This is a genomic window from Phenylobacterium sp. (assembly GCF_036563385.1).
In the GTDB taxonomy this organism is placed as follows: domain Bacteria; phylum Pseudomonadota; class Alphaproteobacteria; order Caulobacterales; family Caulobacteraceae; genus Phenylobacterium.
In genome coordinates this window covers 405,778-418,489 of the sequence record NZ_DATCML010000011.1, presented here as the reverse complement: position 1 = coordinate 418,489, position 12,712 = coordinate 405,778, and the positions used below count along the sequence as shown (strand labels likewise).

Sequence of the window (12,712 nt, the reverse complement as noted above, 5' to 3'; positions counted from 1 at the left end):
CCGTGGGAGGACCCTCCAAGGGAACGCCGGTCCGCGGCGGCGCTCCGTGCGCGGCCGGATGCGGTGGAGCCTGATCATGCACAAGCGGCTGAACGGATGGCTGGCGGCGGCGACCGCCGTGGCCGGGGTGTTCCTGGCGGGCGAGGCGCGCGGCGCCGGCGCGGTCACCGTGCTCGGCGGCGGCCTGGCCGAGGCCTGCTCCGAGGCCGCCCGCGCCGGCGATCGCGCCCTCGAGGACGAGAAGACCTGCACCTTGGCCCTCGAGACCGAGGCGCTCAACCCGCGCGACCGCGCCGGCACCTATGTGAACCGCGGCGTCCTGAAGCTCCGCCGGCTCAGCTGGGACAGCGCCACCGCCGATTTCAACCAGGCCCTGCGCATCAAGCCCGACCTCGCCGAGGCCTTCGTCAACCGGGGCGCCGCCGCCATCGGCGCGCGCCGCTACGCCGAAAGCCTGCCGGACATCAACCGCGCCCTGGCGCTGGGCGTCGATGAGCCGGCGAAGGCCTACTACAACCGCGCCCTGGCCCACGAGGCGCTGGACGACCCGAAGTCCGCCTACTTCGACTACCAGAAGGCCATCGAGCTGAACCCCGAATGGGGCCTGCCCAAGGAGCAGCTGGCCCGGTTCACCGTCACCCGCCGCTAGCGCGCCGGGGCAAGAGGCCCCATCTCAACGGGCGAAGGAGCTCCCCATGCGCGCCGCCCCGCTCGCCGCCGTCCTCGCCCCGGTCCTCGCCCTCGCGTCCGCCGGACCCGCGGCCGCCCAGGTCAACACCGACGCCATGCGCTTCCAGGAGCTGCAGATGCAGCAGGAGATGATGCGCCAGCGTATGCTCAGCCAGGAGCTGGAGCTCAACGCCCTGGACTCCCGCCTGCGCACCGAGCAGGCGATCCGCGACGTGCAGACCCAGCGGACCCTGCCGCCCCTGCCCCTGCCGCCGCCGGCGGCTTCGCCCCGGGCGGCCGTGCCCATCGACACCTCGAAGCTGGCCAGCATGCCCGACGACCGCCTCGCCGCCTCCAACGACGCGGTGCGAGAGGCCAGCCGCAGCCGGCCCTAGGGAGCCCCTCGCGCCCCGCGGCGTTATCGCGTCCGGCTTTTGATCGGAAGCGGAGAGATCCATGCGCTGGGCAGGCGGACGCGGCGGCGGCAACATCGAGGATCGCCGGGGCCTCGGCCCGGCGGGCGCCGTGGGCGGCGTCGGCGCCGGTGGGGTGATCCTGGCCCTGATCGGCTACTTCGTGTTCGGCATCGATCCCTCCACCACCATGAGCGTGGTGGGCGGCGGCGGCGGCCCGGTCCAGCAGCAGGAAGGCGTCCGCGGGGCCCCGGCCGACGAGGCGGGCCGCTTCGTCGACGTGGTCGCCACCAACGTCGACGACGTCTGGACCCAGGTCTTCCAGCAGAGCGGCCAGCAGTATCGCAAGCCCGACGCGGTGGTGATCTACGACCGCGCCACCGGGACCGGCTGCGGCATGGGCCAGTCGGCCATGGGGCCGTTCTATTGCCCCGCCGATCGCAAGGTCTACCTCGACCTGACCTTCTGGCAGGACATGGAGACCCAGCTGGGCGCCCGCGGCGAGGCGGCCCGCGCCTACGTCATCGCCCACGAGATCGGCCACCACGTCCAGAACCTGACCGGCGCCATGGAGACGTCGCGCCGGATGGGCGCCAAGGGGGCGGAAAGCGGCGCCGTGCGCCTGGAGCTGCAGGCAGACTGCTACGCCGGCGTCTGGGCGGCCCATGCGGCGCGCGTCTCGGGCGGACAGGTGGTCCTGGATCCCCGCGACATCGAGGACGGCCTGCGCGCCGCCGCGGCCGTCGGCGACGACACCCTGCAGCGCAAGGCGCAGGGCCGGGTGATGCCCGACGCCTTCACCCACGGCTCGTCCGAGCAGCGCATGCGCTGGTTCCGCACCGGGGTCCAGGCCGGCGATCCGGCGGCCTGCGACACCTTCCGCGCCGCTCGGCTCTGATTTTGAGGGAGGTGGGGCGGCCCCCGGGTCCAGGGACCGCCCCGTGCCCCCAATGCGGCCGCAGTGGCGCTGAGGGGACAGCCGTCCGGCAGCGCGACCAGCGTCCGCCGAATGACCTCGTGACCGCTCTCCAGCCGGTCTGGGCGGAGGGATGCGCTTTCGCGGATGACCGTTCGATGAACCACGGCGTCGCTTCCCGCGACCGCCGGCGGAACCGGGCCGGCCGTCGCGGGCTTGGCTTCGCGCACAGTCCGGAGGCCCGATGCCGCTTGACCTGACACACCGCTCGCCCCTGGTCCTGGAGCGCATCCGGCATGTGGAGGTGGAACTCGCCGAGTGGGCGGCCAAGGCGCCGGCCTTCGACTTCGAGGTCGAGGGGACCGAGCTCTTCCGGATGATGGAACTGCTCTACGCCTACGCCAAGCGCGCCGACGACCTCGCCGCCTCCACCAAGGCCATGCTCTACCTGGACCGGCTGACACCTGCGGTGCTGCTGGCCCGCGCGTTGATCGAGACCACGGCCATGGGCGCCTTCTACGTGGCTGAGATGTTCCGGCTGATCGACCACGGCAAGCTCGAGAACCTGCAGGACCGCTTCCGCAAGTTCTACGAAGGCCGCATGGGCGAGGAGGTCTCCGGCGTCCACGTCAACGACGCCTTGCGCCACCTGGAGGCGCTGGACAACGCCGGCCCGGTCGCTGCCGAGCCGCCCGAGGCGGCGGCCGAGATCGCGGAACAGGCGCAGGAGATCGGCGGCCTCGACCTGGCCTCGCCCAACTTCGTGGAGACCAGCTACGGGGCGCTCTGCGAGGTCGCCCACCCCAGCTGCATCGGCACCCACCTCATCTATCCGGCGCCCGGCCAGCCCGACGCCGCCGAGGCCAAGCAGCGCCTGGCCTTCGCCTGTGAACTCGCCATCTGGCAGGCCCAGTACCTGCTGACCGCGCTCTATGAGGGAGAGGGGATCCCCGCCGCCTACCGGGCGAAGTTCATGCCGGGCTGACCCGACCTCCCCCGCGAAGCGGCGGGCGGTGGAGGGGGCGAGCCTCAAGCGCACGCCCTGACCGCCGCGGCCGCGAGAAGCTGCTCGCCCAGGGTGATCCCGTCAGTGCCCAGAAAGTGAGCCGGATAGCTATGCGAACTCTAACAACCCCGCGGAAATTAAGCACAATTTCTTAAGTTCCGCGACGTCAGCATCGGGGCCTGATTCGGGGGGTTCGATGCGTCTGAGTATCCGTGTTCGGCTGGTCGGTTGTGTGATCGGCCTGGTGGTGGCGCTGGGGGTGGTCGGCGCAGCGGGGCTGGCCGGGATGAACACCGCCCAGCGGAAGATCCAGACCATCCTGGCGGACCGGGTCGCCCCGATGGAGCAGCTCAAGACAGTGGCGGACGCCTACGCCGTCAGCATCGTCGACACCGCCCAGAAGGTGAACACCGGCCAGCTGGGGTGGAGCGAGGGGCTGCAGTCGGTCCGCGGCGCCCGCCAGACGATCCAGACCAACTGGCAGGCCTACATGGCCACCCAGATGACCGAGGAGGAGAGCCGCCTCGCCGCCAAGGTCGCCGAGCGGATGCCGGCCGGCGACCAGGCCAGCGAGAAGCTCGAAGGCCTGCTCCAGGCCGGCGACGCCGCCGGTCTCACCCAGTTCACCGCCTCGGAGCTCTACCCGGCCATCGACCCCGTCGGAACCGCGGTGGGCGAGCTGGTCGCCCTGCAGATCAAGGTGGCCGCCCAGGAGGCGGCCGCCGCCCAGGCCGAGCACAAGCGGTTCCAGGGCCTCATGCTGATGATCGGCCTGGTGTCTGCGGTGGTCGCGGCCGTCGCCGTCTTCACCGTGCTGGTGAAGGTCGTCGGGCCGCTGCTCGCCATGACGCGCGCCATGAAGGCCCTCGCGGGCGGCGACAGCACGGTCGAGCTGCCAAGCCAGGATCGCCAGGACGAGCTGGGCGACATGGCCCGCTCGCTGGCCGTCTTCCGGCAGGCGGCGCTCGACGGCATGCAGCGCGAGCGGCTGGAGGCCGAGGCCGAGGCGCAGCGCCAGGCGGCCGAGGCCGAGCGCCGCAGCAACGAGAGCCAGCGCGCCCGCGCCGCCGCCGAGCTGAACCGCGTGGTGAGCAGCCTCGCGGCCAGCCTCGACCGGCTCTCCAGCGGCGACCTGACGGTCCGGCTCGAAGAGGCGTTCGCCGAGGAGTACGAAGGGCTCCGGCGCGACTTCAACGCCACGGCGGGCAAGCTCGAGCAGGCCCTGGCCTCCGTCGTCGAGGCCGCCAACAGCATCGGCGTCGGCTGCGAGCAGATCAGCCACGCCAGCGACGACCTTTCCAAGCGGACCGAGCAGCAGGCCGCCAGCCTGGAGGAGACCGCCGCGGCCCTCGACGAGATCACCGCCACCGTGCGCAAGACCGCCGAAGGCGCGAACCACGCACGCGACGTGGTCAACACGGCGCGCGCCGATGCGCAGCGCTCCGGCGAGGTGGTGCGTCAGGCGGTCGCCGCCATGAGCGAGATCGAGCGCTCGGCGGGCGAGATCAGCCAGATCATCGGCGTCATCGACGAGATCGCATTCCAGACCAACCTGCTGGCCCTCAACGCCGGCGTCGAGGCCGCCCGCGCCGGCGACGCCGGCCGGGGCTTCGCCGTGGTCGCCTCGGAAGTCCGCGCGCTGGCCCAGCGCTCGGCCGAAGCCGCCAAGGAGATCAAGACGCTGATCTCCGCTTCGAGTGAACAGGTGGGCCAGGGCGTGGCCCTGGTGGGCCAGACCGGCGACGCCCTGAACCGCATCGTCGAGCAGGTGGCGGACATCACCACGGTCGTCAGCGAGATCGCGGCGTCCGCCCAGGAACAGGCGACCGGCCTGCACCAGGTGAACACCGCCGTGAACCAGATGGACCAGGTGACCCAGCAGAACGCCGCCATGGTGGAGGAAAGCACCGCGGCCGGGCATTCGCTGGCCAACGAGGCGCTCGCGCTGAAGAAGCTGACGGCGCAGTTCCGCACCTCGGCCAACGGCCAAGGCACGGCCGCGCCCTCGCCCGCCCGCGCGCAGCAGAACCGCCTCGCCGCCGCGTTCTCAGGCCGCTAAGCCGCGCCGCTCACGCACTCGGGCTTGCCCGCCGCTACGGCAGCGGGCGAGGCTGCTGGAAAGCAGACCGAGCGGAGGGCGCCATGGCCATCGACTTCGAGATCCCGGAAGAGGCCAAGGCCGTCCGGCAGAAGGTGCGCGAGTGGGTGCACGACGAGTGCATCCCGGCCGAGAAGCGCCTGATGGACGGCGCCGACTACAAGACCCTGCTGGCCGAGCTGCGCGCCAAGGCCCGGGCGCGGGGCCTGTGGTGCCCCTTCATCCCCAAGGAATACGGCGGCATGGGCCTCGGGCCGCTCGCCAATGCGCTCGTGCAGATGGAGCTGGGCGAGAGCTACCTGGGAGCGCTGTCGATGAACACCCAGGGGCCGGACGACGCCACCATGATGACAATCCTGGCGCACGGCACCGACTTGCAAAAGGAGAAGTACCTCAAGCCGCTGCTGAACGGCGAAAAGCGCGTCTGCTACTCGATGACCGAAAAGGCCGCCGGCGCCGACGCCACCGGCATGCAGACCCGCGCGGTGAAGCAGGGCAACGACGCCTATGTGCTGAACGGCGAGAAGTGGTTCTCATCGGCCGCCAGCGTCGCGGACCTGGCGGTGGTCATGGCCATGACTGACCCCGACGCTCCGCGCCACCAGCGCTATTCCACCTTCATCGTCGAGCTGCCCAACCAGGGCTACACCATCAAGCGCGACATCCCGACCATGGCCCTGGAGGGCCCGCTGACCCACGTCCTGGGCGGCGGCCACTCCGAGGTGGAGATCAAGGACCTCGTCGTCCCCGCCGAGAACCTGCTGGGCGGGGAGGGGAACGGCTTCAACATGGGCCAGCACCGCCTGGCCTACGGCCGCCTGCGCCACGGCATGCATAACGTCGCCATGGCCCAGCGGGCGCTCGACATGGCCACCGAGCGCGTCATCGGCCGTGAGACCTTCGGCAAGCCGCTCGCCGAGCGCCAGGCGGTCCAGTTCATGCTCGCCGAGTGCGCCACCCAGCTCTACATCAGCCGCCTGATGCTGCTGCACATCGCCTACAAGGCGGAAAACGGCCTCGACCTGCGGCAGGAGAACGGCATCGCCAAGGTCTACCTGGCCAACATGGTGCACCACGTGGTGGACACCGCAATCCAGCTGCACGGCTCCCTGGGCTACAGCCTCGATACCCCGCTCGCCCGCTGGTACACCCACATCCGCTCCCAGCGCCTCGTGGACGGCCCGGACGAGGTCCACCGCTGGACCACCGGCCGCAACGTGGTGAAAGCGTTCAAGGCGCACGGCACCACCGCCCCCGCCGCCGGCGGCGACCTGCTTTAGGGGAGCGGGCTTTCGTCACTCCAACGGGATCGTCATCCCCGGGCTTGTCCCGGGGACCCATGATCACGACGCTCGGAGTCTTCGCGCGGCGGGCTGCCCTCCTGCGCGGACCGGGCCCAGCTGAACGAGCTTGTTCTGACCCTGGGCGCTGCCGCCTGACGAGCGCCCGCGTCTCCAAGGCGCGGCGGGAAGAGCCTACCGCTTCGGGCTGGAGAAGACCTTCACCACCTGGTCTTCGAAGGACTCCAGCGGATCAACCTCGAAGGTCGGGTCGAAGGCGGGCGCGTCCCAGCGGTCCACCAGCTTTTCCGCCATATCGAACCAGCTCTCTTTGCGGAAGTTCTCCCGCAGGTCGCCCGGCTTGCCCATGAACTCGTAGTAGTAGGCGCCCTGGAAATCCTGGTGCCAGTAGATGGCCTTGTAGATGTCCTCGCTCACGTAGGGCTTCAGCATCTCGGCCGCGATCGGGCCGTGGTTCGGGATCGACAGCACCTTGCCGATGTCGTGGCAGAGGGCGGCGACCACCTCCTCGTCGCTTGCGCCGTCCCGGCGGGCGAGCGTTCCGGCCATCAGGCTGTGGGTCAGCTGGTTGGCCGCGAAGCCCAGCTGCATGGGCTCCAGACGGCGCAGGGTGTCCATGATCTGCATCGGGGCGGCGGACTGCTGGTGCACGCGGTGCTCCGCGCCGATCACCTTCCAGTGCTCCTGGGTCCCCTGGCGCATGTCGACGAACATGTTGCTCTCCCTGCAGATCTTTGGCTGCAGGGTACGCGGGAAGCGGCCTTCCGGTCCACCTTCCACAGGACCCGATGTTCGTGCGCTTCCGTGCCGCATGGCGCGGCCCGGCGGCCGCACGCTATCAGTGGGGCCTGCAATCATTTTCCGCACCAAGCGCTGGGGGCGTCGCCATGAACATCTCGTCGAAGGAAGCGGCCGAGTGGGGTTCCGCCATCCTGGTGTTCGCCTCCGGCGGCATGGCCGGCCACTATGCGGCGCTCGGCATGAGCCCCATGCAGTGGGCCGGGGCCGCCGCCGCGGTGCTGGGTTCGGTGACGCTCGCAGTCTGCGTCCGCGTGTGGCCCGCCCCGCAGAAGGCCAAGGCCAACGCCAAGGACTGAGGCCCGCCTCGTCCGCCAGACCGACAGGGCCCGCTCCGGCGGGCCTTTTTTCGTCGTGGCGCAGGCCCTCTCCCGATCGCGGAGAGGAGGAGGGGGCGGGTAGGGCGAGACCCGGGGCCTCGCCGCTCCGCCGCTCCGGTCTGCTCGCGGCTACTCCGCCGGTTCCGGCGCTGCCGGCGCCACGGGCGCCACCGGCACCAGGATCTCGCCGCCGGTCTCGCGGAACCGCTTCGACATCTCCGCCATGCCGCTGTCCACCTCGGCGTCCGACAGGTTCTGCGCCCGGGCCGCCTGGCGGATGTCCTGGCTGATCTTCATCGAGCAGAACTTCGGCCCGCACATGGAGCAGAAGTGGGCCGTCTTGAACGCCTCCTTCGGCAGGCTTTCGTCGTGGTAGGCGCGCGCCGTTTCGGGATCGAGGCCGAGGTTGAACTGGTCCTCCCAGCGGAATTCGAAGCGGGCGCGGCTCACCGCGTCGTCCCACATGGCGGCGCCCGGGTGGCCCTTGGCCAGGTCGGCGGCGTGGGCGGCCAGCTTGTAGGTGATGACGCCGGTCTTCACGTCGTCACGGTCGGGGAGCCCGAGGTGCTCCTTCGGCGTCACGTAGCAGAGCATGGCGGTGCCGTACCAACCGATCATCGCCGCCCCGATGGCGCTGGTGATGTGGTCGTAGCCCGGCGCGATGTCGGTGGTGAGCGGGCCGAGCGTATAGAACGGCGCCTCGTGGCAGTGCTTGAGCTGCTCCTCCATGTTGGCCTTGATCTTGTGCATGGCCACGTGGCCGGGGCCTTCGATCATCACCTGGCAGCCGTGCTTCCAGGCCACCTTCGTCAGCTCGCCCAGGGTCCTGAGCTCGGCGAACTGCGCCTCGTCATTGGCGTCCGCCGTGGAGCCGGGCCGCAACCCGTCGCCCAGGCTGAACGACACGTCGTAGGCCCGCATGATCTCGCAGATCTCTTCGAAGTGCTCGTAGAGGAAGCTCTCGCGGTGGTGCGCCAGGCACCACTTGGCCATGATCGAGCCGCCGCGCGAGACGATGCCCGTCACCCGCTTGGCGGTCAGCGGCACGAAGGGCAGGCGAACGCCGGCGTGGATGGTGAAGTAGTCCACGCCTTGTTCGGCCTGTTCGATCAGGGTGTCGCGGAACACCTCCCAGTTCAGGTCCTCGGCGATCCCGCCCACCTTCTCCAGCGCCTGGTAGATCGGCACCGTGCCGATCGGCACCGGGCTGTTGCGGATGATCCAGTCGCGGATGTTGTGGATGTTGCGGCCGGTGGACAGGTCCATGACCGTGTCCGCGCCCCAGCGGGTGGCCCAGACCAGCTTGTCCACCTCGTCGTCGACGGTGGAGAGCACCGCCGAGTTGCCGATGTTGGCGTTGATCTTCACCAGGAAGTTGCGGCCGATGGCCATCGGCTCCAGCTCCCCGTGGTTGATGTTGGCCGGGATGATGGCGCGTCCGCGGGCCACCTCCTGGCGCACGAACTCGGGCGTCACGAAGTCGGGGATCGAGGCCCCGAAGTCCTCGCCGTCGCGGACGCAGGGGCTGGACTGCTCGCGGCGCAGGTTCTCGCGGATCGCCACATATTCCATCTCGGCGGTGATGATGCCGGCCCGGGCGTACTCCAGCTGGGTGACCAGCTTGCCGGGCTTGGCGCGGTAGACCCTGCGGCCGGTGTCGGGGAAGGCGGGCGCCAGGTGCTGGCCGCTCGCGCCGCCGTTGTCCTCCGGCTTCACCTGCCGCGGCTCGGCCACCACCTCCACGTCGCCGCGGGCCACGACGAAGGGCTCGCGGGTGCGGGGCAGGCCCTTGCGGATGTCGATGCTCGCCGCCGGGTCGGTGTAGGGGCCCGAGGGGTCGTAGATCGTCACCGGCGGCTCGTTGGCGCTCGGGTGGACCGCCACCTCGCGGAACGGGACCCGCAGGTCCGGGAACAGCTCGCCCGAGGCGTAGACCTTGCGCGAGCCCGGGCGCTCCCCGGTGGGGATGGCGGCGTCGAGCTTTCCGGCGGGCTTGTTCATGGCGCGTGGTCTCCGTGTGGCGGACGGATCACGGGCGTCAGGTCGGACGGAAAGCGCCTTCCCTTCGCCGGCATGACCCGGATCAGGTTCGACGGGTCGTGGGCTCGCCCACCTCTCAGCCGCCTGCGCGCGGCCCCCCGAGGACGCCGGCGACGCTACGCCTGAAGGCCCGGGCGCGCCAGACCAAATGCGGGGCGGAACGCCGTTCAGCGTGGCAAGTTGAGCCAGCAGGAGGAATGCCCATGAAGCTCGCCCTGGTTCTCGCCGCGGGCGCCGCCGCCGTCCTGTCCGGCTGCGCGCCCAGCTCCTATCCGCCCCCGCCGCCGCCCGGCGCGATGATGCCGCCGCCGCCGCCGCCGCCTCCGGCCGGCGCCTTCCTGGCCGGCGGCGACTGCTTCCGCACCTCCGACATCCGCAACCACACCATCGGCGACGATCGCACCCTCTACCTCGACGTCCAGGGCCGCGGCGCCTATCGGGTGGGGATGTCCGGCGCTTGCCTGGCCGGCGCCAGCTCCAGCGACCCGCTGGTGATGCGCCAGCCGCCCGGCAGCCCGATCGCCTGCCGGCCCATTGACCTCGACATTTCCATCAGCCGCAGCGGCTTCCGCAGCCCGTGCATCGTTGAGTCCATCGTCCGGCTCACGCCCGCCGAGGTCGAGGCCCTGCCGCCGCGGTTGCGGCCGTAGGGATTGAGGTCTAGGGCGGGGGCATGCACCTCGCCCGCTTCAATCCCGTCCGCTTCGCCCATCTGCCCACCCCGCTGGAGCCGCTGCCCCGGCTGACCGAGGCGCTCGCCGGCTCGCCCGGCGGCGGCCCGATGGTCTGGATCAAGCGCGACGACGCCACCGGCCTGGCCGGCGGCGGCAACAAGACCCGCAAGCTCGAGTACCTGCTGGGCGACGCGCTGGCCAACGACGCCACCGTCCTGGTGACCCAGGGCGCCGTCCAGTCGAACCATGTGCGCCAGACCGCCGCCGCCGCGGCCCGCTTCGGCCTGGGCTGCGAGGTGATCCTGGAGCACCGCACGGGCTCCGAGGCCCACGACTACAACCGCTCGGGCAACGTCCTGCTGGACGAGCTGCTGGGCGCGCGCATCCGCACCGTCCCCGGCGGGACCGACATGAACCAGGCGCTCGCCGAGGTGGCCGCCGAGGTCGCCGAGCGCGGCGAGCGACCGTACGTCATCCCCGGCGGCGGCTCGAACATCATCGGCGCCCTCGGCTACGCCGAGTGCGCCCTGGAATTGGTCAACCAGGCCAATGAGTTAGGTCTTGAGGTCGACCGCATCGTCACCGCCACGGGGTCGGCGGGGACCCATGCCGGCTTGGTCGCAGGCCTGGCGGTGATGGGCGCCGACATCCCGGTGCTCGGCATCGGCGTCCGGGCGCCCAAGGACGTCCAGGAAGCCAACGTCTTCCGCCTGGCCCAGGACACCGCCGACCTGCTCGGCCACCGCGACCGCGTCACCCGCGACATGGTGGTGGCGAACACCGACTACGTCGGCGAGGGTTACGGCCTGATCGACCAGGCCGTCATCGACGCCCTGACGCTCGCGGCCCGCACGGACGGCATCCTCCTGGACCCGGTGTACTCCGGCAAGGCCATGAAGGGCCTGATCGACCTGGCCCGGAAGGGCGAGTTCGACGGCGAGACAGTGGTCTTCCTGCACACCGGCGGCGCCCAGGGCCTGTTCGGCTATCAGACCGAGCTGGAAGGGCGGATGGGATGAGGGAGAGCCTGACGCTCGGCGTCCTGGGTGGCATGGGCCCGGCGGCGACGCTGGACTTTCTCGCCAAGCTGCAGGCCTACACCCCCGCCGAGCGCGACCAGGACCACATCCGCGTGCTGGTCGACATCAACCCCAAGGTGCCTGATCGCAACGTGCCGGGCTCCGGCGCCGGCGCTGTGCTGGCCGAGATGGCCGGCGCGCTGCAAGGCGCGGGCGCCGACGTGCTGGCCATCGCCTGCAACACCGCCCACGCCCACGCCGCCCTGATCCAGCGCGCCTCCGGCCTGCCGCTCATCGACATGATCGAGACGGGCGCCCGCGCCGCCCGCGAGACCGGCGCCATGCGCGCGGGGGTCCTGGGCACCAAGGGCGGCATCCGCCTCTACCGCGAGTACCTGGCCGCCCAAGCGATGAGCCCCGTCGTCCTGTCGCCGGAACGGCAGGAGGCCTTCATGGAGGTGCTCTATCGCATCAAGGCCGGCGACCTCGGCGACGACGTGCGGACGGCGATGAAGGCGTTCGCCGACGAACTGGTGTCGCAAGGGGCGGAGGTGGTGGTGGCCGGCTGCACGGAGGTGCCGCTGGTGCTGCGGCAGGACGATCTGCGGGTCGATTTTGTGGATCCGGGCGACCTGCTGGCGCGCCGCTGCGTGGCCATCTGCCTGGGCTACGAGCCGGTCCCGCAGGCGCTGGGCGCCTAGGCCCGGGTCATCGTGAACTGGGCGGGCTTCAGAGCGCGGGGCGTGAAGCGCGCCACGGCCAGTCCCCCGCGGAACCAGTCGACCCGGTTCATGCGCACCCCGACAGACGTGCGTCCCGGCCCCTGGGCCGTGAAGGCCACCTGCGCCTCGGCCTGCAGCTCGCCGTTGACGAAGCTCGCGTAGCGGCGTCCGTCGCAGACCTGGGCCACGTGACACCACCGCCCCAGCGGGTGGACCTTCTCCGGCGCGATGAGCGTCTGGTTGTAGCCCGGCCCCTTGATGAAGGCGTCCAGGTACCAGCCGGCGTCCGTAACCCGCACCTCGAACAGCATGCGCGTGCCGCCCGACACGTCGGCCGAGGCGGGCAGGGCGGGCTCTTCCGCCAGGTGCAGCCAGCGCTGCTCGAACCGCCCGCCGTCAGGGCGCACGATCGCCTCGATCGTGAAGGCGCGGGCGCCCGCGAGCGGGTGGTGCGGCAGGACCAGCCCGTCATCCATGCCGTCGAAGGCGAGGGCTCGCCCGAACGGCCCGGCCGTGAAGGCAGGCGCGCCCAGCACCTCCGGCCTCAGGCCGGCGAGCGCCTCGAGATTGTTGAACCGCCAGGTCTGGGCTCGGGGCGCGGCAGGCTGTGCGAGGGCGTTGGAGGACGCCAGGGCCGCGCCGGCCCCGAGCAGCAGATCGCGGCGCCGAGGCCGGCGGGCGGTGGAGGAAACCATGCCGAATGCCAGGCCGGGCGGCGATCGCTGTCAAGTTGCCG

At 71.1% G+C, this 12,712-nt stretch carries 13 protein-coding genes and 1 riboswitch; of the genes, 10 read left to right on the top strand and 3 right to left on the bottom strand.

Going from position 1 to position 12,712, the window contains the following annotated elements:
• Positions 1-76: 76 nt before the first annotated feature.
• From VIL67_RS10175 to VIL67_RS10150, 6 genes are all read left to right on the top strand, one after another.
• Complete coding sequence (locus tag VIL67_RS10175) at positions 77-649, top strand: tetratricopeptide repeat protein (protein ID WP_332048767.1); 573 nt, start codon at positions 77-79, stop codon at positions 647-649.
• 46 nt (positions 650-695) lie between these two features.
• Positions 696-1,064, top strand: a complete 369-nt coding sequence (locus VIL67_RS10170; RefSeq protein WP_332048766.1) for a hypothetical protein — start codon at positions 696-698, stop codon at positions 1,062-1,064.
• Between the two features lie 61 nt (positions 1,065-1,125).
• A complete protein-coding gene (ypfJ, locus tag VIL67_RS10165; RefSeq protein ID WP_332048765.1) occupies positions 1,126-1,980 on the top strand; it encodes a KPN_02809 family neutral zinc metallopeptidase in 855 nt (284 codons plus the stop codon).
• Positions 1,981-2,242: 262 nt separating this feature from the next.
• Positions 2,243-2,983, top strand: a complete 741-nt coding sequence (locus VIL67_RS10160; protein WP_332048764.1) for a hypothetical protein — start codon at positions 2,243-2,245, stop codon at positions 2,981-2,983.
• Between the two features lie 217 nt (positions 2,984-3,200).
• Complete coding sequence (locus VIL67_RS10155) at positions 3,201-5,063, top strand: methyl-accepting chemotaxis protein (RefSeq protein ID WP_332048763.1); 1,863 nt, start codon at positions 3,201-3,203, stop codon at positions 5,061-5,063.
• Positions 5,064-5,146: 83 nt separating this feature from the next.
• On the top strand, positions 5,147-6,382 hold the full coding sequence (locus tag VIL67_RS10150; RefSeq protein WP_332048762.1) for an acyl-CoA dehydrogenase family protein: 1,236 nt from the start codon (positions 5,147-5,149) through the stop codon (positions 6,380-6,382).
• Positions 6,383-6,577: 195 nt separating this feature from the next.
• On the opposite strand, the gene VIL67_RS10145 is transcribed toward VIL67_RS10150, so the two are convergent.
• On the bottom strand, positions 6,578-7,117 hold the full coding sequence (locus tag VIL67_RS10145; protein WP_332048761.1) for an HD domain-containing protein: 540 nt from the start codon (positions 7,115-7,117) through the stop codon (positions 6,578-6,580).
• Positions 7,118-7,290: 173 nt separating this feature from the next.
• Between VIL67_RS10145 and VIL67_RS10140 the strand changes: the two genes are divergently transcribed.
• Positions 7,291-7,500: a hypothetical protein gene (locus VIL67_RS10140; RefSeq protein ID WP_332048760.1), complete on the top strand. Its 210-nt coding sequence runs from the start codon at positions 7,291-7,293 to the stop codon at positions 7,498-7,500.
• A 150-nt stretch (positions 7,501-7,650) separates the two neighbouring features.
• Here the strand turns inward: VIL67_RS10140 and thiC are convergent, their stop codons facing one another.
• On the bottom strand, positions 7,651-9,522 hold the full coding sequence (gene thiC, locus VIL67_RS10135; protein WP_332048759.1) for a phosphomethylpyrimidine synthase ThiC: 1,872 nt from the start codon (positions 9,520-9,522) through the stop codon (positions 7,651-7,653).
• A gap of 42 nt (positions 9,523-9,564) precedes the next feature.
• A riboswitch (TPP riboswitch) is annotated at positions 9,565-9,672 on the bottom strand.
• Positions 9,673-9,764: 92 nt separating this feature from the next.
• Here thiC and VIL67_RS10130 point away from each other — a divergent pair.
• The 3 genes from VIL67_RS10130 to cuyB are packed head-to-tail and all read left to right on the top strand — an operon-like array spanning position 9,765 to position 11,955.
• A complete protein-coding gene (locus tag VIL67_RS10130; RefSeq protein ID WP_332048758.1) occupies positions 9,765-10,211 on the top strand; it encodes a hypothetical protein in 447 nt (148 codons plus the stop codon).
• A gap of 23 nt (positions 10,212-10,234) precedes the next feature.
• Complete coding sequence (gene cuyA, locus VIL67_RS10125) at positions 10,235-11,254, top strand: D-cysteate sulfo-lyase (RefSeq protein ID WP_332048757.1); 1,020 nt, start codon at positions 10,235-10,237, stop codon at positions 11,252-11,254.
• Positions 11,251-11,955 carry a cysteate racemase gene (gene cuyB, locus VIL67_RS10120; protein WP_332048756.1) on the top strand — a complete coding sequence of 235 codons (705 nt, stop codon included), beginning with the start codon at positions 11,251-11,253 and terminating at the stop codon, positions 11,953-11,955. Before cuyA ends, cuyB begins: the two co-directional genes overlap by 4 nt.
• On the opposite strand, the gene VIL67_RS10115 is transcribed toward cuyB, so the two are convergent.
• Positions 11,952-12,671 (bottom strand): LamG-like jellyroll fold domain-containing protein, encoded by a 720-nt coding sequence (locus VIL67_RS10115; protein ID WP_332048755.1) that lies wholly within the window; start codon positions 12,669-12,671, stop codon positions 11,952-11,954. The two genes, cuyB and VIL67_RS10115, sit on opposite strands and share 4 nt — an antisense overlap.
• Positions 12,672-12,712 lie beyond the last annotated feature (41 nt).